This window comes from Salinimicrobium tongyeongense, from assembly GCF_026109735.1.
GTDB classification, from domain to species: domain Bacteria; phylum Bacteroidota; class Bacteroidia; order Flavobacteriales; family Flavobacteriaceae; genus Salinimicrobium; species Salinimicrobium tongyeongense.
Genome location: NZ_CP069620.1, coordinates 221,810 through 246,184, shown reverse-complemented (window position 1 = coordinate 246,184; position 24,375 = coordinate 221,810). Strand labels below are relative to the sequence as shown.

24 protein-coding genes and 1 pseudogene are annotated in these 24,375 nt (G+C 35.2%); 23 read left to right on the top strand and 2 right to left on the bottom strand.

Going from position 1 to position 24,375, the window contains the following annotated elements:
* Positions 1-211: 211 nt before the first annotated feature.
* The 18 genes and pseudogenes from pseB to JRG66_RS00990 all read left to right on the top strand — a co-directional run bounded on the left by pseB (position 212) and on the right by JRG66_RS00990 (position 18,881).
* Positions 212-1,225 carry a UDP-N-acetylglucosamine 4,6-dehydratase (inverting) gene (gene pseB, locus JRG66_RS01075; protein WP_443096477.1) on the top strand — a complete coding sequence of 338 codons (1,014 nt, stop codon included), beginning with the start codon at positions 212-214 and terminating at the stop codon, positions 1,223-1,225.
* Positions 1,226-1,229: 4 nt separating this feature from the next.
* Entirely contained in the window at positions 1,230-2,414 is a 1,185-nt protein-coding gene (gene pseC / locus JRG66_RS01070) for a UDP-4-amino-4,6-dideoxy-N-acetyl-beta-L-altrosamine transaminase (protein ID WP_265163892.1), read from the top strand.
* Complete coding sequence (locus JRG66_RS01065) at positions 2,404-3,243, top strand: aldo/keto reductase (RefSeq protein WP_265163891.1); 840 nt, start codon at positions 2,404-2,406, stop codon at positions 3,241-3,243. The genes pseC and JRG66_RS01065 overlap by 11 nt, the downstream gene beginning before the upstream one ends.
* Positions 3,225-4,124: a Gfo/Idh/MocA family oxidoreductase gene (locus JRG66_RS01060; RefSeq protein ID WP_265163890.1), complete on the top strand. Its 900-nt coding sequence runs from the start codon at positions 3,225-3,227 to the stop codon at positions 4,122-4,124. The genes JRG66_RS01065 and JRG66_RS01060 overlap by 19 nt, the downstream gene beginning before the upstream one ends.
* Positions 4,121-4,876 (top strand): SDR family oxidoreductase, encoded by a 756-nt coding sequence (locus JRG66_RS01055; RefSeq protein WP_265163889.1) that lies wholly within the window; start codon positions 4,121-4,123, stop codon positions 4,874-4,876. Before JRG66_RS01060 ends, JRG66_RS01055 begins: the two co-directional genes overlap by 4 nt.
* A pseudogene (locus JRG66_RS01050) lies at positions 4,861-5,567 on the top strand (acylneuraminate cytidylyltransferase family protein). The gene JRG66_RS01055 and the pseudogene JRG66_RS01050 overlap by 16 nt, the downstream one beginning before the upstream one ends.
* Positions 5,568-6,575: a UDP-2,4-diacetamido-2,4,6-trideoxy-beta-L-altropyranose hydrolase gene (gene pseG, locus JRG66_RS01045; RefSeq protein ID WP_265163887.1), complete on the top strand. Its 1,008-nt coding sequence runs from the start codon at positions 5,568-5,570 to the stop codon at positions 6,573-6,575.
* A gap of 9 nt (positions 6,576-6,584) precedes the next feature.
* Entirely contained in the window at positions 6,585-7,550 is a 966-nt protein-coding gene (locus JRG66_RS01040) for a GNAT family N-acetyltransferase (RefSeq protein ID WP_265163886.1), read from the top strand.
* 9 nt (positions 7,551-7,559) lie between these two features.
* Positions 7,560-8,606, top strand: a complete 1,047-nt coding sequence (pseI, locus tag JRG66_RS01035; protein ID WP_265163885.1) for a pseudaminic acid synthase — start codon at positions 7,560-7,562, stop codon at positions 8,604-8,606.
* Between the two features lie 138 nt (positions 8,607-8,744).
* Entirely contained in the window at positions 8,745-9,860 is a 1,116-nt protein-coding gene (locus JRG66_RS01030) for a glycosyltransferase family 4 protein (RefSeq protein WP_265163883.1), read from the top strand.
* Positions 9,861-9,923: 63 nt separating this feature from the next.
* The gene (locus JRG66_RS01025) at positions 9,924-11,003 is read left to right on the top strand and encodes a glycosyltransferase (protein WP_265163882.1); all 1,080 of its coding nucleotides are present in this window, start codon (positions 9,924-9,926) and stop codon (positions 11,001-11,003) included.
* A gap of 52 nt (positions 11,004-11,055) precedes the next feature.
* The gene (locus JRG66_RS01020) at positions 11,056-12,171 is read left to right on the top strand and encodes a glycosyltransferase (RefSeq protein ID WP_265163881.1); all 1,116 of its coding nucleotides are present in this window, start codon (positions 11,056-11,058) and stop codon (positions 12,169-12,171) included.
* Between the two features lie 71 nt (positions 12,172-12,242).
* Positions 12,243-13,187 carry a GNAT family N-acetyltransferase gene (locus JRG66_RS01015; RefSeq protein WP_265163879.1) on the top strand — a complete coding sequence of 315 codons (945 nt, stop codon included), beginning with the start codon at positions 12,243-12,245 and terminating at the stop codon, positions 13,185-13,187.
* 103 nt (positions 13,188-13,290) lie between these two features.
* Positions 13,291-14,394 (top strand): hypothetical protein, encoded by a 1,104-nt coding sequence (locus tag JRG66_RS01010; protein ID WP_265163878.1) that lies wholly within the window; start codon positions 13,291-13,293, stop codon positions 14,392-14,394.
* A gap of 149 nt (positions 14,395-14,543) precedes the next feature.
* Positions 14,544-15,545, top strand: coding sequence for a polysaccharide deacetylase family protein (locus tag JRG66_RS01005; protein ID WP_265163877.1), 1,002 nt, complete (start codon positions 14,544-14,546; stop codon positions 15,543-15,545).
* A gap of 8 nt (positions 15,546-15,553) precedes the next feature.
* The gene (locus JRG66_RS01000) at positions 15,554-16,402 is read left to right on the top strand and encodes a glycosyltransferase family 2 protein (RefSeq protein ID WP_265163876.1); all 849 of its coding nucleotides are present in this window, start codon (positions 15,554-15,556) and stop codon (positions 16,400-16,402) included.
* Positions 16,403-16,413: 11 nt separating this feature from the next.
* Positions 16,414-17,550 (top strand): glycosyltransferase family 4 protein, encoded by a 1,137-nt coding sequence (locus JRG66_RS00995; protein ID WP_265163875.1) that lies wholly within the window; start codon positions 16,414-16,416, stop codon positions 17,548-17,550.
* A 152-nt stretch (positions 17,551-17,702) separates the two neighbouring features.
* Positions 17,703-18,881, top strand: a complete 1,179-nt coding sequence (locus JRG66_RS00990; RefSeq protein WP_265163874.1) for a glycosyltransferase family 4 protein — start codon at positions 17,703-17,705, stop codon at positions 18,879-18,881.
* A 95-nt stretch (positions 18,882-18,976) separates the two neighbouring features.
* Here JRG66_RS00990 and JRG66_RS00985 read toward each other — a convergent pair whose 3' ends face one another.
* Together JRG66_RS00985 and JRG66_RS00980 are read right to left on the bottom strand one after the other, a co-directional pair.
* Complete coding sequence (locus JRG66_RS00985) at positions 18,977-19,936, bottom strand: glycosyltransferase family 2 protein (protein WP_265163873.1); 960 nt, start codon at positions 19,934-19,936, stop codon at positions 18,977-18,979.
* Positions 19,936-20,601, bottom strand: coding sequence for an acetyltransferase (locus JRG66_RS00980; RefSeq protein WP_265163872.1), 666 nt, complete (start codon positions 20,599-20,601; stop codon positions 19,936-19,938). Before JRG66_RS00980 ends, JRG66_RS00985 begins: the two co-directional genes overlap by 1 nt.
* 202 nt (positions 20,602-20,803) lie before the next feature.
* Here JRG66_RS00980 and JRG66_RS00975 point away from each other — a divergent pair, with 202 nt between their 5' ends.
* The 5 genes from JRG66_RS00975 (at position 20,804) to JRG66_RS00955 (ending at position 24,358) form a co-directional block, all read left to right on the top strand.
* Positions 20,804-21,103: a transposase gene (locus JRG66_RS00975; RefSeq protein ID WP_265163870.1), complete on the top strand. Its 300-nt coding sequence runs from the start codon at positions 20,804-20,806 to the stop codon at positions 21,101-21,103.
* A 107-nt stretch (positions 21,104-21,210) separates the two neighbouring features.
* The gene (locus JRG66_RS00970; RefSeq protein ID WP_265163869.1) at positions 21,211-21,945 is read left to right on the top strand and encodes a DDE-type integrase/transposase/recombinase; all 735 of its coding nucleotides are present in this window, start codon (positions 21,211-21,213) and stop codon (positions 21,943-21,945) included.
* A gap of 62 nt (positions 21,946-22,007) precedes the next feature.
* Positions 22,008-22,613, top strand: a complete 606-nt coding sequence (locus JRG66_RS00965; protein WP_265163868.1) for a sugar transferase — start codon at positions 22,008-22,010, stop codon at positions 22,611-22,613.
* A gap of 1 nt (position 22,614) precedes the next feature.
* The gene (locus JRG66_RS00960) at positions 22,615-23,226 is read left to right on the top strand and encodes an acetyltransferase (RefSeq protein WP_265163867.1); all 612 of its coding nucleotides are present in this window, start codon (positions 22,615-22,617) and stop codon (positions 23,224-23,226) included.
* Positions 23,219-24,358 carry a DegT/DnrJ/EryC1/StrS family aminotransferase gene (locus JRG66_RS00955; protein WP_265163866.1) on the top strand — a complete coding sequence of 380 codons (1,140 nt, stop codon included), beginning with the start codon at positions 23,219-23,221 and terminating at the stop codon, positions 24,356-24,358. Before JRG66_RS00960 ends, JRG66_RS00955 begins: the two co-directional genes overlap by 8 nt.
* Positions 24,359-24,375 lie beyond the last annotated feature (17 nt).

The window sequence follows — 24,375 nt, the reverse complement described above, 5'->3', positions numbered from 1 at the left end:
TATTGGAGAATTTCTATTTGTGGAAATAGAAAACTTTGTACAGGGGGGTACTTCAAACGGAACATCTACGCACTACTTTGGAAATAAAAAAAGTTGATATGGAGGTAACTTCCTGTTAAATTACGTTTAAAATTTACCATCCTAAAGGTTTCCCTGAGTAATTACTTATCTTTGGGTTTCGAAAATTTATCAACTTAAAATCATCTTAATATTGGAATTATCTGGTAAATCTGTCTTAATTACTGGAGGAACAGGCTCTCTTGGAAAAGCACTAACTTCTCACATCATTCAAAATTTTCCTAATGTAAAACGTCTAATCATCTTTTCAAGAGATGAACAAAAACAGTTTGAGATGGCACAGGAATATCCTGCTTCCCAGTTTCCTCAACTCCGTTTTTTTATTGGAGATGTAAGGGATTACGAACGGGTGAAAAGGGCCTTGCGGGGTGTGGATTATGTAATTCATGCAGCTGCAATGAAACATGTTCCTATAGCGGAATATAATCCCATGGAATGTGTTAAGACAAATATTTTAGGAGCTGAAAACATAATTAATGCTTGTACAGAAACAAATGTTGATAGGGTGGTAGCATTATCAACTGATAAGGCAGCAGCACCTGTAAACCTTTATGGAGCAACAAAATTAGCTTCAGACAAACTTTTTGTGGCAGCAAATAATATTGTTGGATCAAATCCTATACGTTTTTCTGTGGTTCGCTATGGGAATGTTATGGGATCGAATGGTTCAGTTATTCCTTTTTTCCTAAAGAAAAAGAATGAAGGTATATTACCAATTACAGATCCTACCATGACAAGGTTTAATATTTCATTACAAGGTGGTGTGGATATGGTGATGCATGCACTTGAGTATGCCTGGGGTGGTGAAATTTTTGTTCCTAAGATCCCTTCCTACCGTGTGGTGGACGTGGCAGAAGCTATTGGGCCTGAATGTGAAAAACCTGTCATTGGTATTCGTCCAGGTGAGAAAATTCATGAAGAGATGATTACTTCTTCTGATTCTTTTTATACATATGATGTGGGAAGATATTACGTTATTGTCCCCACTACTCATAGATGGAAAGTCGAAGATTTTATCAAAACATTTAAGGCGGAAAAAGTACCAATGGGATTTAGATATAATTCCGGTGAGAACTCCGAATGGGAATCTGTTGAAGATTTGAGAAGGTTAATAAAAGAACACGTTGATTCAACTTTTGAAGTATAGATCCATGGATAAACCAATCCCTTACGGAAGACAAAACATTACACGAGAGGATATTGATAGTGTAGTACAGGCTTTACAATCTGATTATCTTACACAAGGACCAAAAATTCAGGAGTTTGAGGAGAAATTTGCTGCGTATATAGGCAGTAAATATGCAGTTGCAGTGGCAAATGGTACGGCTGCTCTGCATCTTTCTACTCTATCTCTTGATGTGCAGACGGGAGATAAAGTTATTACAACGCCTATAACTTTTGCAGCCTCTGCAAATTGTGTCAGGTATTGTGGTGGTGAAGTTGTCTTTGCTGATATTGATCCTGACACTTACTTACTCGATATTCGAAAGGTGCAAAAGCTTTTGGAACAATCACCGAAAGGAACCTTTAAAGGAATAATACCTGTAGATTTTGCGGGTAGATCTGTAGATCTGGAAAAGTTTAAAAAATTAGCAGATGAGTATGGTCTATGGATTGTGGAGGACGCATGTCATGCTCCCGGCGGTTTTTTTATTGATTCCAATGGGCAAGAAGTTTTTTGTGGTAATGGAAGATTTTCAGATCTCTCTATTTTTTCCTTTCATCCAGTAAAGCACATAGCTTGCGGAGAAGGCGGGATGATTACTACTAATAATGAAGTGTTATATAAAAGGTTACTTCAACTTAGAACTCATGGAATAACTAAAGAGGAGTTTAATTATGAAAATTCTATTGAATTAGCTGGCGGAAAACAACATTATCCCAACTGGTATATGGAAATGCAGGAGTTGGGGTATAACTATAGAATTACAGATTTCCAATCTGCGCTTGGACTAAGTCAGCTTCAAAGAGCGGATGACGGTTTAAAAAGAAGAAGGGAAATAGCAGAAAATTATTTTAACAGCTTCAAAGGAAAAAAGTATATTCTCGGGCAATCAGGAATAGTTAAGGGACATGCCTATCACCTATACATTCTGGAAGTAGAGGACAGATTAGAATTATACAATTACCTTAGAGAACATCGAATCTTAGCTCAAATTCATTATATTCCCTGTCATCTTATGCCTTACTATCAAAAAAAAGGTTGGAAAGTAGGTGATTTACCATATGCTGAGAATTATTATAAACACTGTCTTAGTTTACCTATGTTTCCTTCTTTTACACAAGATGAGCAGGATTTCGTGATTGCAAAAATTATTGCTTTCTATGAAAGATAGAAATCGAATCGGTTTAGGTACCGTCCAATTCGGAACATGTTATGGAATCTCGAATAAGAATGGCCAAACAAAACCTCAAGAAGTCACCGAGATTCTAAAACTTGCAAGTACAGAGGGTATTGATCTTTTAGATTCCGCTTCTGGCTACGGCAATTCAGAAGAGGTTCTGGGAGAAAATGATTTATCAAAATTTAAGGTAGTTTCGAAATTTCTTCCTCCTGCCGATGGGGAAGGGATAGTAGATCAATTTCAGTCTTCTCTGGCACAACTTAGAATTAACTACTTGTACGGTTATTTGGCGCACAGACCTATTATGTTAATTGAAGAACCAGGGCAATGGGAAAAATTGCAAATCCTTAAGGAACAGGGTCTGGTTAAAAAAATAGGCTTCTCATTGAACGAACCAAGAGAATTACATCAATTGTTAGAAAAGGGTTTTCTCCCAGATTTGGTTCAGGTTCCATTCAATTACTTTGATAGAAGGTTCCAAATAGAGATGAAGGAGTTGAGAAGTATAGGGTGTGAAATTCATACCAGATCAACTTTTTTACAGGGTTTATTCTTCATGGATCCTTCAAATCTAGATTCTTTCTATGATGAGATAAAACCATTACTGGTAATTTTACAGAAAGAAAAAGAAAGGCTGTCCAGCCAATTGTTAAAATTTGTTTTAGACTGTCCATTTGTAGATAAAGTTATATTAGGAGTGGAAAATACTGAGCAATTATCAGAAAACCTGAAAAAATGGGAACCAACAAAGTTGCCAGAAATAGATTTAAACATTTCTACTAATATTTTAACACCTTCAAGTTGGCCAAAGAAAAAATAAGATTAGGAGTGATAGGAATGAGTCCGGGTAATGGCCACCCCTATTCATGGAGTGCAATTTTCAATGGATACGAGCGAGGAACTATGAATAGCTGTCCTTTTCCTGCCATACCTGATTATCTGAACAAACGGAGTTTTCCGGAAGACAGCTTAGGAGAGATTGGGGAGGTTACTCACATTTGGACCCAAGATTATAATTTGTCATCACACATAGCACAAGCATCCAAAATTCCGAATGTAGTGAGGAATCTTGAACAAATGTTAGAAGAGGTGGATGCTGTTCTTTTGGCGAGAGATGACGCAGCGCTTCATTATGATCTTGCTATTCCTTTTTTAAAAGCTTCTATCCCAATTTTTATAGATAAACCTTTAGCTCTTTCCGTAAAGGGAGCACAGAAGTTACTAGCTGCTCAGGAGTACTCAAATCAAATTTTTTCCTGCACTTCTCTCAGATTTGCAAAAGAATTGCAATTAACATATAATGATTTAGATCATATCGGGACCGTTCGACATATAGAAGCTTCTGTTCCAAAAAAGTGGGATACTTACGCAGTGCATATTATCGAACCTATTATAGCTCAATTACCGAATCGTGGTGCTCTAAAAGATGTAATACCATTTAACAAAAATGGAATGAAGATGTGTCTTGTGGAGTGGGAGAGGATTTCAGCTTACCTTAAAGTTACAGGATCCACTCCTTGTCCTTTACAATTAGAATTTTTTGGAGAGAAAGGTAGTGTTCAGAAGAGATTTATTAATGCCTATGATAGTTTTAAAGCATCTTTGCAACATTTTGTATTATTAGTGAAGGGAGAAGCGAGCAACGTAAAGAGAGAGGAAACACTTGAAGTAATAGAAATAATAGAAAAAGGTAGGAAATGAGATCAATACTAATAACTGGTGGGAGCGGTAAAGTAGGATTCCAGCTTGTGAATCATTTTTTAGACAACGACTTTCTCGTTATTACCACTTCAAGAAATCGAAAAAAGTTTCTTACTGATAAAGTGCATCTCATTAATGAAGACCGTTTAAAGTTCTTACATGTTCTAGAAGTTGATTTTACGAAAAAAGATGCCATCCCGACCCTTTTAAACGCTCTAAAACAGGTTAAAATTTCCATTGAACACATTATCCATAATGCACGGTCTTTAGATTACATCAAGATTGAAGATGACTATTCAATTTCTGAAGAGAATTTTGCTGGTGAATTTCATATGGATGTAATATTCCCCTATAAACTTACCCTCGAAATACTGAAAGTTGACAGAGCTCTAAAAAACATAATTTTTATCTCATCCATATATGGGGTTGTGGCACCGTCCCCTTCCCTATATGAAGATTTCCAAAGTTCTTCACCAATTCATTATGGTGTATCAAAAGCGGCTCAAATTCATCTTGTAAAAGAACTAGCAGTCAGGTTAGGACCCGAGATTAGAGTGAATTGTATAAGTTTTGGGGGAATAAAGGGACGAACAAATAAGGATTTTGAAGAAAGATACAAAGCTCTTAATCCAATGAATAATATGCTTAAAGAGGAGGATGTAAAAGGTCCGGTAGAATTTTTAATTTCTGATAAAGCCAAGGATATGACAGGACAGAATCTAATTGTAGATGGAGGATGGACAATATGGTAAAACCAAATATTATAGCAATTATTCCCGCGAGGGGTGGATCACAGAGAATTCCTAGAAAGAATATTGTGGAGTTGGGGGGAGACCTCTAATCTCATGGACTATAGGTGCAGCATTGAATTCTAAATTTATTTCAAAAGTCATTGTAAGTACTGACGATGAAGAAATAGCAAAGATATCTAAAGAATACGGAGCGGAAGTGCCTTTTTTGAGAGACAAAAACGCCGATCATCATTCCCCTATTAGCCTCGCTACAATTCGAACCTTACAACAATTGCAAGAAATCAATTATGTACTGCCAGACATCGTAGTTCAGCTAATGGCTAATTGCCCTCTGAGAACAGCTGAGGATATCGATCATGCAATTAATAATTTTATTGAAGAGAAAATAAATTTTCAAATAAGTTCTTTTAAATATGGTTGGATGAATCCCTGGTGGGCGCATGAAATAGATAGAAATGGTATTGCCAGACCAATTTTCAAAGAGGAGGAGAGAATGAAGAGATCTCAGGACTTACCGGATTTGTACTGTCCCACAGGCGCCATTTGGATAGCAAGGACAAAGAAGTTGTTTAAAAGTAAAACATTTTATGGTCCTCGTTATTCCTTTTTTCCTTTACACTGGATACACGCCATAGATATAGACGAGTATGATGATTTAGAAATGGCAAGTTTTTTTTTAAGTAGGAGATGAATGAGGTGTAAAGTTTTTTTTAGAGCTGATGGCAGTTCAAGAATAGGTCTTGGGCATATAGTCAGATGCATGGCTTTAGCTCACATGCTGAAGTCTGAATTTCAAATTCATTTTGTGTGTAAAGAAGTAACTTCTGAATTAAAAAATGAACTTATCAAGGAAGGTTTTCATTTAAATAAAATTGCTTCTGAAGAAGAATTCTTTGCTGTACTTACTGGAGCGGAGATTGTAGTATTGGATCATTATGGACTCGATACCAGTTATCAGAAACAGGTGAAAAAGAAAGGCTCGAAGCTCGTTTGTATAGATGACCTTCATGATAAAGAATTTGTAGCCGATTTAATTATTAATCATTCTCCCGGGGTTGGAATAGATGATTATAAAACCCAGGCTCATACCATTTTTGCTTTAGGACCCGCACACGCTTTATTGCGCCCGGTTTTTTTTAAAGAAACTTCAGAAAAAAGAGTAATTAAGGGAGTCGAAAATCTGCTAGTTTGTTTTGGGGGTTCTGATTATGAAAATTTAACCGGCCGAGTACTAGACGTAGTGATGGATTTAAAAAACATAAAAAAAATAAGAGTAGTTCTAGGATCAGCTAATCAACATTATTTTACCTTAACCAAGTCATATATTAATAATAAAAGGATAGAATTACTTTCATCTTTAAATGATGTAGAAATGTGTGAAATCATGAAGATTTCAGACGTGGCAATAGTGCCTTCCAGTGGAGTGTTTTTTGAAGTAGTCGCTACAGGTTGTATTCCTTTAGTGTGCTACTATGCAGATAACCAAAAAAAATTATTTACTTTTTTGAGGGAAAATACAAGAATTCCCACCTTTGATGCTTTTGCACCTATTGGTGAAGAGTTACCAAGTTTAATGGTTAAATTGTGTAAAAAACCAGAAGCTTACAGCAATTTTTCTATGAAGGAGGAAGTAAGACAATCTCCTCATTTGCACTTAAAAAATTTTATCTCTTTAAGAAATCAATTAATTAGCTCATAAAATCAATCTATGATAGAATTTAGTAAGGACTTCCCAGAGGATCTAGCTTTTGATGCTATTTTCAATTTCTTGTCCCGGGTGCCATTTGGACGATATATGAATGATCCTTTTACTAAAAAGGAGGAGGCCGTTAGAGGGAAAATTGAAAAATTAAAATTGTATGGTCAAACAGGAGTATTATATTTTGCCTTCAAAGATGAAGATATAATCGGACTAATTGGATTTAAAAAATCGGAATGGGACACTGATCATTTTGGGTATGCCGTAGCTAAAATTGATTATTTTTTAGTTTCTGAAGAGCAGGAGGATAGAAAAAATGTTTCTCTGGGACTAATCAATCTATTTGAAAGTTGGGCTCGAGATGAAAAGATTAGCTTAGTTATGACCAAAATTGATACATCCTATTTTACACCTGTCCTTACACTACAAGAGAAAAATTTCTTTTTTTATGAATGTATAACTCAGAGAATAGTTCATTCTGAAAATTTCACTGATAAAGATCTTTCCAGTAATTACAGATATATGGTTGCAGATGATGTTCCCGTTCTAAAATCAATAGCATTACAAAGCACTTTTGATAAGTCTCACTTTTACTTAGATAATAGAATTAAAAAAAATAAAGTGGATTCTTTATACCAGAAGTGGATAGAGAGTGCTGTAAATACTGAGTCAAGAATTATAGTGGTTGAAGAGGAAAACAAAATTGCTGGAATGTTTATTTTTAAAATAAATGGATATGATAAAGTTATAGCGAAAAAGCGCGCAACGTGGGAATTTGCAGCGGTATCACCAGAATTTCGTGGCAAAGGAATAGGTAGAGAAATTTTTAAGTGTGCCCTTCATGCTTGTATTGATAATGGAGCTGAGGTGATAGATACCACTCTAATAGAAAAGAATATCATTAGTCAAAAAATACATGAAGAACTAGGTTTCAAATTATTGAATACCTATTATACCTTTCACAAATGGTTTTAAATTAATACTATGAAAATAGACAATTTTGTTATTGATAAAAATTCTCCTTGTTTTATTATTGCTGAATTATCAGCAAACCACAATGGAAGTTTAGACGTCGCATGTGAGACAATACGAGCGGCAAAACGTGCTGGTGCTGATGCAATAAAGTTGCAAACTTATAGACCTGAAACTATGACTCTTTACTCAGACACTTCAGATTTCAAGTTGAATCAGGGTACTATTTGGGATGGGCAATATTTATACAATTTATATGAGGAAGCTCAAACACCATGGGAATGGCATGATAGGTTGTTCAAAGTTGCCAAAGAAGAAGATCTTGTTTGTTTCTCGTCACCTTTTGACTTCACTGCTGTTGATTTCTTAGAAAAATTGAATTGTCCGGCCTACAAAATAGCCTCCTTTGAAATTACTGACATTCCGTTGATTGAATCAGTTGCATCTAAAGGAAAACCTGTTATTATTTCTACGGGTATAGCTGAACAAGAAGATATTGAATTAGCTCTCGAGGCCTGCAAAAGAATGGGCAACCATGATATTGCCCTATTAAAATGTACTTCATCATATCCAGCGCCGATTGAAGAAGCTAATATGGTTATGATCAAAGATTTGGCTCAACGTTACAACGTGATTTCTGGACTGTCAGATCATACGCTGGGTAATACTGTGCCGATAGTAGCAACCGCCATGGGTGCAAAAATCATTGAGAAGCACTTTATTTTAAACAAAGAAGTTGGAGGACCTGATGCCTCTTTTTCAATGGATGAAAAGGAGTTTAAAGAGATGGTAATAGCTGTTAGAGAGGCAGAAAAAGCAATAGGCGAGGTGGATTATACTTTGACTGAAAAACAAAAGAACGGTCGGAATTTCTCCCGTTCTCTTTATGTTGTGAAGGACATTGATAAAGGAGAGTCTTTCACAGAGGAGAATGTGCGTTCTATAAGACCGGGATTTGGTCTTCATCCAAAATACCTAAAGGAAGTTTTGGGTAAAACATCAAAAATTAAATTACCTAAAGGTACCCGAATGGAACTCGATTTTGTTACAAGAGATTAGCTTATTAGGCGAAAAATTATTTTAAATAATAAATTAGATAACAGGAAGTTTTGGATGTTATATCAAGATTTGTCCATCTTCTTTAAATATAGACCTTTAGTATAGTATTTCTGAAGTGGTGCACAATAGGGTAAAGATATGAGAATACTAATAGTAATAGACAGTTTGGGAGCCGGCGGGGCAGAAAGATCGACTGCTGTCTTTTGCGAATACCTGGAATCAAAAAAGATCTATTTCGATATTCTTTGTTTAGACAAAAAAGAGGTGGGTTTTCAGCAGGAATTATTGTCTAAAGGATATTCTATTAGCTTTTTAAAGAACATCGGTCTTGCTTCACAAGTTAAGGAAATTGCTGAAGTTATCAAGAATGGGAATTACGATCTTGTTCACAGTATTCTTTTTAGATCGAATATCAGAACACGTTTATCTAAATTATTTGTTAATTTTAATCATCTTGAAAGTCTTGTAAATACTACTTATTCTATAGAACGATTTTCAGATGAAAGGGTTAACAAGTATGGGCTTAGATTATATAAGCTTATTGACCAAGTGACAGCAAAAAAAGGTGTTGATCATTTCCACAGCATAACGAAAGCTGTGAAAGAGCACTATGTAAAAGAACTGGGGCTTAATCCGCAACAAATTACTGTTGTTCCACGTGGTAGAAAACCTCTCCTCTTGAATTATCAAGAAAAAGCGCCTACTTTTTCTTCTACGATAAAGATTATAAATGTGGGAAGACATGAATTTCAAAAGGGTCAAATTTATCTTCTGAGAGCGGTGAAAATATTAATTTCGGAAAACTATAATCTCCATTTGAAGATTTTAGGCAGAAATGGTACGGCTACAAATCAGCTCACAAACTACATTAAAGAAAACAACTTGGAGGAACATGTAAGCCTAATAGGTTTTACTAATGATGTGCCTACTTATCTTAAGGAGGCAGATTTGTTTGTATTTCCATCTCTTTATGAAGGGTTAGGAGGAGCCTTAATAGAAGCGCAATCAGCAGGTCTTCCTGTTGCATGCAATGATATTTCAGTTCTTCATGAGGTAGTGGAAAAGAACAAAAATGCCAAATTTTTCAATGTTCATGATATAAATTCCGTCGTTACTGCTTTGCGATTCTTTTTAGATAGCAAAGATAATTGCGAAGAATATGGAAGAGCAAGTCTTAAAAATTTCTATGAAAAATTCTTGGAGTCTAACAATAATAAAAGACTTTTAGACTTATACACTACACTCATACAATAAAATATACTCATTTTTTTCATATTCTGAAGTGTTTAAGACATTAGATAATAATAAAATTTAGTATTGAGAATACTCCAATTAATTAACAGACCACAGAACAGAGGAGCAGAAATTTTCACCTGTCAATTATCGGAACATCTTAAAGTCCTGGGGAAAGAGGTTCAGGTTGTTGCTGTATATAAAGGAAAAGCCACTCTGCCCTACGAAGGAGAAATTATTTCTCTAAATGCCTCCTCGACATATAGATTTCTGGATCTAAAAGGGTGGAAAAAATTAGCAAAAATAATTAAATCCTTCCAACCCGATGTTGTTCAGGCAAATGCAGGAGATACTTTGAAGTATGCTGTCTTTTCAAAATTTTTTTTTGGCTGGGAAGCGCCTATTTTATTTCGCAATGCAAGTGAAGTAGGACGTTATCTTTCCTCAACATTTCAAAAAAGGTATAATAAATTTTTATACAGCAATGTAGATCATGTAGCTTCGGTTTCAGGAGCATCAGAAAAAGATTTAATTGGCCATTTCCCTTTTTTAACAGGAAAAACAGAGGTAATACCAATTGGGATAGAGAAAAAGGAAAATTTACCTGTAAAATTAAGGCCTACTTCAGCAAAACATATCGTTCACGTGGGAGGTTTTAGTTTTGAAAAAAATCATAAAGGCCTTTTACGAATCTTTGCACTATTAAAGAAGAAGGAGCATCATGTCCATCTTCATCTTGTTGGCGATGGACCATTGAAAGAACAAATAGAAGTGGAAGTAAAAAAAATGGGTCTAGAATCCTATGTATCATTTTATGGTTTTGTGAATAATCCTCTTTCTTTTATTAAAGCTGCCGACGTATTGGTGTTACCCAGCATCATTGAAGGTCTTCCAGGAGTTATCTTAGAGGCCATGTTCTGCAAAACACCTGTTGTTGCTTATAACGTGGGAGGAATAAGTGAGGTTGTAAATGATAAAACAGGTATCCTTATAGAAAAAAATAAAGAAGAGGAATTTTCTGAAGCTGTTGTGAAATCTTTATCTCAGGCAAATAACTCTCAAATAAATGAAGCGTATAACATGGTGGTAAGCCAATTTATGAACAAAGAAATTGCGTTAAAGTTCGTTAATTCTTATAGAAAAATTGTGCCGGAAAAGGAATAGCGTAATTTTGCCAGTAACCTGAAAAATTGGTAAAAGAAAGTTTTAAAATACTATGTCTAAAATAAAGATCCTCCATATTATAAAGTCCTTGGGCAGGGGAGGGGCCGAAGTTTTGTTACCCGAAACTTTGAAACTACACAACCTTTCAAAATTTGAATTTCATTACATCTATTTTCTGCCCTGGAAAGATCAAATGGTTCAGCCTATAAAGGAAGCCGGAGGAACAGTTACCTGTGTACAGGCTTCTAATAATCTTAGCCTGCTCGGCAAATCAAATGAGGTTATAAAATATTGTAAAAAAAATAAAATAGACCTGATTCACTCCCATTTACCCTGGTCTGGTTTTCTTGGTAGAATTGTATACCAAAGGACAAAATTACCAGTAATATATACAGAACATAATATTCAGGAACGTTATCATTTAGCCACCAAAATTTTAAACAAACTAAGTTTTAATTTTCAGGACCTCGCTATAGGAGTATCTGAAGATTCTTCCCAATCCATCTATAAAAATATTAATCCTAAGGTAAAGGTAAGAACCGTGTTAAACGGGGTAAACACAGAGTATTTTCAAAAAGATATTGATAAAGGAAATAGAATTAGAAAAGAATTTTCTATTCCCGATGATGCCTGTGTTATTGGTAACATTGCTGTATTCCGGGAACAAAAAGCCATTCCCGATTGGCTGAGGGCATTTAAGATTATTCATCAAAATCATCCGGAGGTATATGGCCTTTTGGTAGGTGCAGGTCCCAAGGAAGATGAAGTGAAGGCTCTGATTAAAGAATATAATTTAGAAAAAAGAGTGATTCTCCCGGGTCTACAAACCGATACTGTGGCTTACTTTTCTGCTTTTGATATTTTTATGATGAGTTCTGCTTTTGAAGGTCTTCCTATTGCTCTTTTAGAAGCTATGAGCATGCAATGTGCTGTTGTCTCTACAAAAGCCGGAGGCGTTGTAGAGGTGGTGGAAAACAATAAAAGCGGGATTTTATGTGATGTAGGGAGTTATTCCTGTCTGGCTAATAAGGCTTCAGAATTAATACTTGACCTTAACAAAAGAGAAAAATTTCAATTGGCCGCGAGGGAACGGGTAATCGATAATTTTAGTTTAAAGAGGATGGTTGATGAATTAGAAAATATTTATATAGATATTACAAGAAAGTAATCAATTTTCAATTAACCTGGGGGAGACTCTGTATCTGAAAAAACAATAAATAAATTATACGTCCTTAAAATATGAGAATTAGAGAAGCTACAGAAAAAGATATTCCAGAAATAGTTATGGTGTTAAAAGCCAGCCTGGGAGAAAAAGATTTAGCTTTATCTGAGGAAATCTGGCAGTATAAACACATCAAAAATCCCTTTGGTAAATCTTTAGTCTTCATTGCTGAGGAAGATGAAAGTATTGTAGGAGTACGTGCCTTTATGAGATGGCAGTGGAACTTTAAACAAAAAAAGTTTTCCTGTTTCAGGGCAGTTGATACTGCTACCCTTCCAGAACACCAGGGAAAAGGGATATTTAAGAAACTTACTCTTACAGCCCTGGACCTTGCAAAAGAAGAAAAAGCTTCCTTTGTGTTTAATACCCCAAATGAAAAAAGTCGCCCCGGTTATTTGAAAATGGGATGGGAGGAGGTAGGAAAGATAGAGGTAACGCTTTACCCAGCTTTTAATTCATTTTGGAAGCTTTTCAGGAATGAACGGGAATATAGTGTTGAATACCGAGCTTCTTTTTCCCAAATTGAAAAGTTATGTAGAGAATGGAATAAGAAATTGAGCGAAAAGAATTTGCATACTCTAAAATCTGCAGATTATTTAAAGTGGAGATATGAAAACAACCCCTTAAGAAATTATGAAGTTTTGGGAACGGAGAATTTTTATCTGGCTGGTTACATTCAATTTCATCGGGGTGTTAAAGAACTTCGAATTGTAGAAAGCATTTTCATTAACCCACAAGGGCAAATAGAATTAAGGAATTGCATTAAACGCTGGAGTTTTAAATTCGGAGCCCAGTTAATTTCTTTCTCCCCAAAGTTATTAGGGATTCCAGGACCTACTGTCAAGGGAAATTTTGGTCCTGTTTTGACGGTAAGAGAAATTCTTCTTACTCCAACAGAAATGGATATTAGTTTATCCAAGGATAAATGGGATTATAGTCTGGGCGACTTGGAATTATTCTAATGGTATGTTAGGAGTTCTTTTTTTGATCATAATTTTTGGAATTTTAAATCAACTAATATTTGGTTTTTATCAAAAAAAACATTCGTTTTTTAATAAGCGGTTGATGAACCTCTTATATATTTATCATTTACTTTTTTACGGAGTTTATTTGTGGTATGCATCAAATAATTTATCCGATTCCCATTCCTATTTCAGCTTTTATAATGACTATTCTCACCTAAGTTGGTTAGAGACCTTTGGAACAGATACAAAATTCATTAACTTTTTAGGTTATCCATTTTATTCCTTAGGTTTTTCTTATGAAATGTTAATGCTTGCCTTTTCCTGGATGGGATTTGTAGGTTTTATTTATTCCTATTTGTTTTTTAGAGAAAAAATCCCATTAAAAGTAAAATTATTTAAAAAAATCGATTTTTTAACTCTTCTCCTGTTTTTACCTAATATGCATTTTTGGACTGCATCCCTTGGTAAGGGAGCACCCATTTTTATGGGTGCCATGATGTTTGCCTATTCAATTTTTCAACCAAAGGCCAGATTATTCACTTTAATACTGGCATCTATAATAGTGTTTTACATTAGACCACATGTTTTTCTCTTTCTTGCTGTAGGAGCCGTTGCGGGATTTATTACAGGAAAAGAGAAAATTTCTGTAACTAATAAAATATTGGTGGTTGTTGGTATGTTAGGAGGTGTATTTCTTGTGCAGGACCAAATTTTAGCCGTAGTTAATTTGCAGGGCTCTGAAAATCTTATTGAAGACTTTCAAAATTTTACGGGAGATAGGGCAGAAAATCTTAGTGAAAAGGCCGGGTCGGGAGTGGATATGGCTTCGTACCCTTTACCTTTGAAATTATTTACTTTTTGGTTTCGACCTCTCTTTATTGATGCCCCGAATGTCCTTGGCCTGATTGTATCTTTTGAAAACCTTTTATACCTGGTTATCTTTTTAAAAATTTTAAATAAAGATTTTTTAAGTTTTATAAAACGCTCTCCATCTTTTGTAAAAATGAGTCTTGTGATTTTTCTCTTGACTTCTTTTGCCATGACTTTTATTATGTCCAATCTAGGGATTATAATGAGACAAAAACAAATGGTAATGTATTTTTTGTTCTTTGTGATCTATTATTATTTGGCAGAAAAGAAATACAATAGAATCATTAAATTAAAACAACTTAGGGAGATTGCATCTAGGAGGATGGTAGGGTAATTTACGTGTATGACGATGAGAAAGCTAATAAAATCTTCTATTAACAAGAACTAATGATGATCGATAAACTGAAAAATTCTTTGATTAATAATTTCTATTAAAAGTTGGTTAATAGCAGGCCCCAGTGCCAATAATGATTTATAGGAACAATGAAAAATGGAGCTTTTGTGATTTCCCTGGATTTTGAGCTTCTATGGGGAGTCTTTGATGTAGTTGATTATAAAAAAAAAGTGGAGTATTTTGAGAATACAAGAAAATTTGTGCCTCTTGTTCTAAAATCTTTTGAACAGTACGGTATACATGCTACCTGGGCTGTGGTTGGAATGTTGTTTAATGATAGTTGGGAGGAATGGAAAAGTAATTATCCGGCGGAGACTCCCTCTTATAATAACCCGTCCCTTTCTGCCTATAGATTTGGTGAATCAATAATTAGTTCTAAAACTAAAGATTTGGTTTTTGCACCCCAACTTATTCAGCAGATAAAAGAAACCCCAGGGCAGGAAGTGGGAACTCATACATATTCCCATTATTATTGTAGGGAGCAGGGACAAAGAAAAGAGGAATTTGCCCTGGATCTTCATAAAGCTCTTGAAGTAGCTAAGAAGTTAAATATTAAACTGAGTTCTTTAGTCTTCCCAAGAAATCAATTTAAGGTAGAATACTTAAAAATTTGTATGGATATGGGTATTAAAAATGTGAGATCTAATCCTGTTTCATGGTATTGGCAGGATACACAATCAATATCATTTTCCACAAGACTTTTTCGCTCTGGAGATGCTTATTTACCGTTTGGGAAAAAAACTTATTCGATTTCAGAAATCCCTTTAAAGAGTGGATTACCTGTGGAACAAATGGCCAGCAGATTTTTCCGTCCGGTGGAAGGTAATTGGTTTTTGAGAAAGCTGAAACTTGAGCGAATTAAAAATGAAATGACCATGGCTGCTAAAAATCAGGAAATTTACCATTTATGGTGGCATCCTCATAACTTTGGAGATTGTCCTGCAGAAAGTTTAATAGATTTAAATTTAATTTTGGACCATTTCTATGATTTACAAAAAAAATATGATTTTCAAACTGCAAATATGGAGGAAATAGGTGAGTATATTACAATTGAGAAGAGTCATAGACATGCTAGAATACTTGGAAATTAAAGGAAAGTGTGAAATCTAGAATAATTTCTATTATAATACCTACCTATAATCGGGGCGATTTATTGGTCCGGGCTGTGCAGAGCGTAATTGACTTGGAAACTGAAGTGTGGGAGCTTATAATTGTGGATGATGGATCGTTTGATGATACAAAGATTAAATTATTACCTTTTTTAACGGACAGGAGAATCAGATATTTTTACCAGAAAAATAAAGGCGTTTCTGCTGCAAGAAATAAGGGAGTAGAAATAGCAAACGGAGAATACCTAATATTTTTAGATTCTGACGACACCCTACATAAAGATTTGTTGAGTTTTTTAATTAAAGCCGAATTTTATAGATATGATATTATTTGTTGGCAGGTAATAAAATTTATTGATGGAAAAAAATCTATCTGGAGACCTGTGAAACTAGGGAAAATTTATAATGGAATAATAGCTAGTTTTTTAGCGGGGAGCATTTGTTACAAAAAGCAGGTTTTTCTAAACGTCGGCGGTTATGATGAAAGCATGAAGTTCGGAGAAAATTATGAATTGGGCATGAGGGTAAGTAATAAGAAAGATTTAAAAGTTAAAATCATCAATAAAAGTCTGCTGTTTAATTATGTAAACACAACCCATAGAACCAGTAATTCACTAGAAAATAGAATACACTCGTATTTTCATATGTATGAAAAGCACAGGAAGAGATATCTAAAGGATAGAAAATCAAATTTTGAAATAAATTACCTTATAGCTTATGTATTGGAAAAATCAGGAAAGCCTGTCGCTGCTCTAAAGTTTTATAAAAAATCTTGGTTAATAGCTCCCTGGAAGACTAAGCCTTTATTAAAATTTTTTTATTTTAGTCTATTCTCATGAAAATTCTTTATGTGATTGACACCCTGGAGGGATATGGCGCCGAAAGAAGTCTGGTGGAAATAGCTTGTAATCTACAGGAGATAACTCCAGTATTTGTACATCTCTATAAAGGTAATGCTTTGCGAACTGTTTTGGAAAGAAATGGTATAAAGGTGTATTCACTGAATATTTCTTCGAAGTATGCATATAGGGAAGCAGTAAAGTTGTTGAACCCTATAATCCAAAAAGAAAAACCAGACATAATACATTCTACTTTATTTCGGGCAGATATGATTGCCAGGAAACTAAAAAGAATTCATCCTGAAATTTTACTTGTTGGAAGTTTTGTAAGTAATTCTTATGGAAGGAATCGATACAGCCAATTGCCCACTGTGGCAGGGTTAAAATTATTTTTTACCCAAATACAGGATAGGCTAACTTCAGGAAATGTAGATTATTTTATTTCAAATTCCCATACAATAAAACAAACTAATAGCCGTGCGTTAGGTATTCCCCCTGATAAAATTAAAGTTATTTACAGAGGAAGAGATATAGCAAGATCTGAAAAAAAGAAAAAGGGGAATTTAGAGAGTTTAAAAGTTCAACTGAATTTAATAAATAAGAAAGTTTTTTTAAATGTAGGAAGATTACAAAAAGGTAAAGGACAGGCTGATTTATTGAGAAGTTTTAAAAAGGTAAGTGATAAACATGATGATGCAAGACTAATTATTGCCGGGGAGGGACCTTTTCGTGAAGAACTTGAGAATTTAATTGGTGAACTGAACCTTGGCCTAAAAGTACAGTTGTTGGGATATCGGGAAGATATAGCTGAGCTTTTGGCTATTTCCAATTATTTTGTTTTTCCTTCCTATTATGAGGGGCTTCCAGGAGCCCTGATAGAGGCAATTATTGCAAAAAAACCTCTAATTCTTTCAGATATTGGAGAAAATAGAGAATGTGTGCCGGGGGAAAACGCCCTGTTTTTCAAACCTGGAAACATTGAAGGGTTAACTGAAAAAATTAATGAAGCTATACAAACATCTACCTGGGAGGAAAAAACAGAATATTCCCTACAGTACGCGCACAAAAATTTTAATATTACAGAAATAAGTAAACATTATGAATCCTTTTATCGGAAAATAGTGGGAACTGCTAATGCACACCATTAATGTAAAATTTGCTCATAAATTAACGGAGATTAAGTAATAACCAAATTTAATTTTTTGGTACTACTGAAACGTTAGATTAAATTAATAATTCATACATTATTCCAACAATCGGCTTTCAGTTATTAGGTATTTCCCTTTTTCACCTATTTTCTATGTTTAAAATAATCCGTGTTAGCACTATACCGTTATCCTTAAATGTTTTACTGAAAGGACAGCTCTCTTATCTTAGTAACAATTATAGAATAATCGCCATTTCCGGGAAGGGTAAAGACCTCGATGAGGTGGCTCAGAGAGAGCAGGTGCCTACAGTTGCTATTGAAATGCAGCGTAATATTAATATTGTAAAAGATTTAAAATCATTGTGGCAGCTCTACAGATATTTTAAAAAGGAAAACCCGCACATAGTACATTCAATCACACCAAAAGCCGGTTTATTAAGTATGGCTGCCGGATATTTTGCCGGGGTACCGGTTCGAATTCACACCTTTACCGGGCTGGTGTTCCCTTCCAAAAAGGGTGCCTTTAAAAAGCTGTTGATCTTTATGGATAGAAGTTTATGTGCTTTTGCAACTCACGTCTATCCTGAAGGGGAAGGAGTAAAACAGGATCTAATCCGCTATAAAATAACATTTAAACCTTTAAAGGTTTTGGCTAATGGTAATGTAAATGGTATAAATACTTCCCATTTTAATCCTGATGCAATAACCCCACGGGAAAAAGAGCTTTTAAGCGAGAAACTTGGTATTACCTCAAAAGATTTCGTTTTTGTTTTTGTTGGCCGTCTTGTGGGGGATAAAGGAATAAATGAGCTGGTTACTGCCTTCAAAAATTTATTAAATTCTAATCTCCAGAAGCTAGGGGAGGAACAATTTACCCCAAAATTGCTTTTAGTGGGACCATTCGAATCTGAATTTGATCCCTTAGAACCAAAAACGTTACAAGAAATCCAAGATAATCCTAATATCTTAAGTGTGGGCTTCCAGGCAGATGTACGTCCTTATTTTGCAATAAGTAATGTCCTGGTCTTCCCTAGTTACCGGGAAGGTTTTCCAAATGTTGTGATGCAAGCAGGTGCGATGGGTCTTCCAGCTATTGTTACCAATATCAATGGTTGTAATGAGATAATTATAAACGAAATCAACGGACTAATTATTCCCCCTAAAAATATAGCTAAACTAGAGGAAGCAATGCGCCGGGTTTTATTTGACGAAGATCTCCGGAATGAGTTAAGATCAGAAGCAAGACTAAAAATTATTAATAGGTATAAACAGGAAATGGTTTGGGAGGCAATTCGACAGGAATATCAGAAATTAATAAAGACAATCGAATAAAAATGTTATAGGCCCCTCATAAAATAGGTAATTGGGAACCTGTTTAGATTCATAATCTTTGGTGTTCGCAATCTTTCCATTACTGGCTAGGGTTATTAGTAATTTTTAAGGAGCATCTTCATATAGGCCCGAATTGCAACATAAAAACTACCACTTTTTAATGCCCCTGCAATATGCATTTTTTGAACCCATTTAATCTTCTGTTCAAAATATTGCGATACCATTTTATCACCCCTATTTGAATAAAATTTTTTTAATTTAGAATAGGTAAGAATTTTTGATTTATACTTAGAGAACTTTGATTTCTTGCTCCAAATTCCTCCTTCATGTCTCCTGTACAAAGAGCTGTTTATTTCGCTCTGAAAATATCCACATCCGTAATTCCCTAAAATACTAATTATGCAACTATCCACATTCAAAACTTCTATTATTTCTTCAGGTATTTGTTCCTTAAAAAAGTTTTTAAAGCAAACGGTTGATAACAGAGGGTGATAAATCAGTTTTTTTAGCTCTATACTCTTTATATTCTTTCTGGGTTGCTCCACAAAATTTTCCTGAGGAATAAGTTGAAGGTCCTCCCTGACCTCCAGAAAACTGTGATATGTGAAGGCAAAATCCTCCCCGGTTTTCAGTAAATCTACCTGTTTTTGAATTTTATAAGGATCCATCCAAACATCATCGCCCTCACAAAATGCAATATATTTTCCTCTTGCATTTAGAAGATTATAGAATGCATTGAAATTACCCGTAGTTCTCCCAAGAATTTTTATTTTATTAGAGGGATGATGAAGAAACAACCTAATTTTTTCAGGAAATTTCTTTGCATAATCTCTACAGATTTCTATAGTATTATCTGTGGAGTTGTCTTCTCCCAATATAATTTCTATTAGGAAATCTGTTTTTTGTTCCAAGATTCCTTTTAGGCAATCTTCCAGGTAGGAACCATGATTAAATGTTTGAACCAGGACAGATACTTCAGGAGTATCCGTGGAGCTATGCTGAAAATGTTCTACCTGTACTTTCTGATACTTATCCTTAAATTCTTTCAAATTCATTACGTCAGGAATCGGGAGGATATCTGTATAGAAGAGATTTTACGTTTTAAGGTTCCTTTATGCGTATATACTTCATTTTTATTGGTATCCTTTTCCATAATGCATCCCATCCCTATTATCGTATTATCGGCAATAGTCAGGTTTTGTTTTATTGATGCATTCAAACCAATGTAACAATTCTCACCAATTCTTACATTTCCCCCTGTTTTTGCACCACTCATCAAGCTGTTTTTGCCAATATGGCTGTGATGGCCAATTTGGGAAGTGAAGAGGATTATGTTGTCCTCAAGTTTGATGAACGGCTGTAATACACAACCTTCGTCTACAAAAATGTTTTCTCCCAGTTCAAGATTAGGCCAGAATCTACTTTTGCTTGAAATATAATTAGCCAGAGAATAACCGTATTCTTTAAAAATCGAAAAAATTCGAGTTCGAACTTCATTATTTCCGACAGCTACAAATACTGTGTACTGGCTGGGAGTATATTTCTCCAGAAATTCGTCTAGCGAAATGAGAGGTAAAGGGAGTTGATTATTTTCGGCATCATATAGTGAGTTCTCTATACAAAATGCCTTAACAGTATAGGAGCTATCTTGATCAAAAACATATTGAACATACTCCGCAAACCGACCAATTCCATAAATAATTAGTTCTTTTTTATCCATTACATCCTTTTAAATTTCAAATCTACCAAATGTACAAAGATCATCAACAGGTAATTTACTGCAAAATAGCAGAAGCTGGAGATTGGAAATTTATATTTAAGTATTTTTTGTAAAGTTTTATCATAATAATCTGAAATTTAGATCAACTTTTCCTCTAAAGGATATATGGATTTAAAAAGATATTGCCACTAAATCAACTTATATGAAGTCAATCATTCGTTTACTAAAGAAGTACAGACGTTATTCTGTTGAATTCAAGATACAGATTGTAGCAGAGTTTGAAAGTGGAGACTTTAGCGTTCCTCAACTAGAGAAGCTTCATGGGGTCAGTAATAAGTCAATTTACGACTGGATTTATAAATATTCTACCTTTAACGAGAAAAGATTTAGAGTCGTAGAAATGAAAGACAGTAGCAGTAAAAAAATGCAAGAGCTGGAGGCCAGGAACAAAGAACTTGAAGCAGCTTTAGGATGTAAACAGATACAGCTAGATCATCTTTAAAAGATGATTGAGCTTGCCAAGACAGAGCTCGAAATTGACATTAAAAAAAACTACAGCACTCCACAATCAGCTGGTTCAGGGAAAACAGAGCAAAAGTGAGTTACTCCATGGACCAACTCTATGAATGCATTGGAATCAGTAAACAAGCTGTACATCAATATGCACGGAGGCAAGTGCTGTTCGATCGTCAATTAATGGAGTTCATGTCTGATGCCGTTGATATTCGTAGAGACCATTCTGTTTGTGGGGTGGAGAAAATGTATTATACCCAAAAGCCTGATTTTATTGGAAGAGGGCGAACCACTGTTGCAGGAAAGATTTACTATCCAAATAAGATTAAAGGCATAGAAATCAATGCTCCTTCGGTGGTATGGCAAAGCGAAATCATTTATTATCGGGTAAAAGTTAAATTTTATTTTGCAGTCTTTATTATAGAGGTTTACACTAAGAAAATAGTGGGATATAGAGTCATTGATCAAATGAGAGGAACAGCAAACCTAAAGGCTCTGAAGATGGCTTTAAAAGACCATAAAGCTCCTAAGATCCACCACTCAGATCGAGGCAGTCAATACACTTATAAGTCTTCTACTGATCTTTTAGAATTTAATTCCACCACAATAAGTATGGTTTTAAGTGCACAGGACAATACATACGCCGAAAGACTCAACAGGACCATTAAAGAGGAATATATAGTCCGCTGTAAGCCTCAAACTTTTAATCAACTAAAGAGCCAGGTAAAAAAGGGCGTAAATAATTATAACACCAACACCTTATTAACCAATCAACGTATTCACGAGTTAACAACAATTACGTTTTTCCGTAATTCCATCCCCTCAATTTAACATATCTTTGCGACGGATTAAAAGTATAATTCCTTTAGTTTGCTCCTGAAAAAATCAGCTTTGTGTACAGAAGATATTTTAAACCTCTTATTGATTTTTTAGTAGCTTTCCTGGCTTGTTTTTTTCTTCTCCCGTTATTTTTGCTAATAGCTTTTTTACTATTAATGGCGAATAGGGATAACCCTTTTTTTGTCCAGCAGCGGCCGGGTAAGGACGGGAAAATCTTTAAGATTATTAAGTTTAAAACTATGAATGACAGGAGGGACAATAGTGGGAAGTTACTCGCCGATGCTGAGCGCCTCACTTCAATAGGAAAGATTGTGAGAAAAACATCTCTTGATGAGGTTCCGCAGTTGATTAATGTTTTAAAGGGAGATATGAGTCTTGTAGGTCCAAGACCCTTGCTTCCTGAGTATCTCAAGCTATACACCCTTCATCAAAAAAAAAGACATTTTGTTAAGCCCGGAATTACAGGTTGGGCTCAGGTAAATGGAAGAAATGCTATTTCATGGAATAAGAAATTTGATCTGGACGTTTGGTATGTAGAGAATTTATCATTCATTTTGGATCTCAAGATTATTTGGATGACGTTCCTGAAAGTGATAAAATCTGAGGGAGTGAATACAGTGAATATGGCAACGACGGAACCTTTTAACGGCAATAATTGATATGAATATATACGGGGCAAGCGGTCATGCGAAGGTTATCATAAATTTAGTACATTCTAGAATGCTAGAAATTCATAATATTATTGATGATAATGCTTCTATAACAGGTATTTACGATTATCCCGTAGTTCATGAAGTAACCCCGGAAATTTTAAAAAGAAAAACTATAATCGCTGTTGGTGATAACAGGGTGCGAAAGAAAATTTCATCAATGCTCAAGGAGAATTTTTATAGTGGTGTTAGTCATGCAGATGCAGTGGTTGATGAAACTGTGGAGATGGGTGTTGGAACAGTTATAATGGCTAGTGCTACCATTAATGCTGATGCAATTCTAGGGAAACATTGTATTTTAAATACAGGATGTGTGGTTGAGCATGATTGTCTTTTGGAAGATTTTGTGCACGTTTCTCCGGGGGCAATTTTGGCTGGCGGTGCTAGAATAGGAGAAGGGACTCATATAGGTATTGGGGCTCTTATTATTCCTGGAATAAAAATAGGAAAGTGGTGTACTATTGGTGCTGGTGCTGTAATCATTGAGGATGTGCCAGATAATGCTACTGTGGTAGGTAACCCTGGTAGGGTTATTAAAATATTGAGTAAAGAAGATGAGTGAAAAAAAAATATGGCTTTCTTCACCTCATATGGGAGGTAAAGAGCAAAATTATATTAGTGAGGCTTTTGAACAGAATTGGATAGCTCCCCTTGGACCCAATGTTAATGGATTTGAAAAAGATTTACAGAGTTATTTAAGGGAGGAGAACATCCATGTAGCTGCTTTGAGTTCAGGGACAGCTTCACTTCATTTGGCTCTCATTTTAGCAGGTGTTGAAAGAGGGGATGAGGTGCTTTGTCAAAGTCTTACTTTTGCCGCTTCAGCAAATCCCATAGTGTATCAGGGTGCAACTCCTGTGTTTATAGACAGTGAAGAGGAAACTCTTAATATTTCTCCTGTTTTTTTGGAAGAAGCCATTCAAGATCGAATATCAAAAGGTAAAAAGCCTAAAGCTCTTATAGCTGTTCACCTCTACGGAATGCCTTATAAAGTAGACGAGGTACATGAAGTTGCTCTTCGCTATGGTATTCCTGTAATAGAAGACAGTGCAGAAGCACTTGGCAGCTCCTATAAAGGGCAAAAATGTGGCACGTTTGGAGATTTTGCTATTCTTTCCTTCAACGGGAACAAGATAATCACTACTTCGGGAGGTGGGGCACTGGTCACAAAAAGTGAAGAATTGAAACAACAGGCAGTTTTTTTGGCGACACAGGCAAGAGATGAGGCCCCTCACTACCAACATAGCCAAATAGGTTACAATTATAGACTTAGTAACATAGCTGCGGGGATTGGAAGAGGACAGATGGAGGTTTTGGAGGAACATATATCGAAGCGAAGAGAGATGAATCAATTTTATAAAGGGTTATTCAGTACAGTTGAGGGAGTAAAAGTGTTCAGTGAGCCCGAAAATACGTACTTTAGCAATCATTGGCTCACAGTTATTAAATCTGAAGAGAATGGAGTTTTTAAAACTGAGGATTTGAGATTGTTTTTAGAAAATGAAAACATTGAAAGCCGACCTTTGTGGAAACCCATGCACCTGCAGCCAGTTTTTAGAGACGCTCCGTTTTACGGTAATGGAGTAGCTGAATCAGCTTTTAAGAATGGTTTGTGTCTCCCTTCCGGTTCAAATTTAAGCAAAGAAGAAAAAAATCGGATTAGTGATGCCATCTTAAGCTTCTTTAAAAAATAAGATGCTCTAAATAAAAG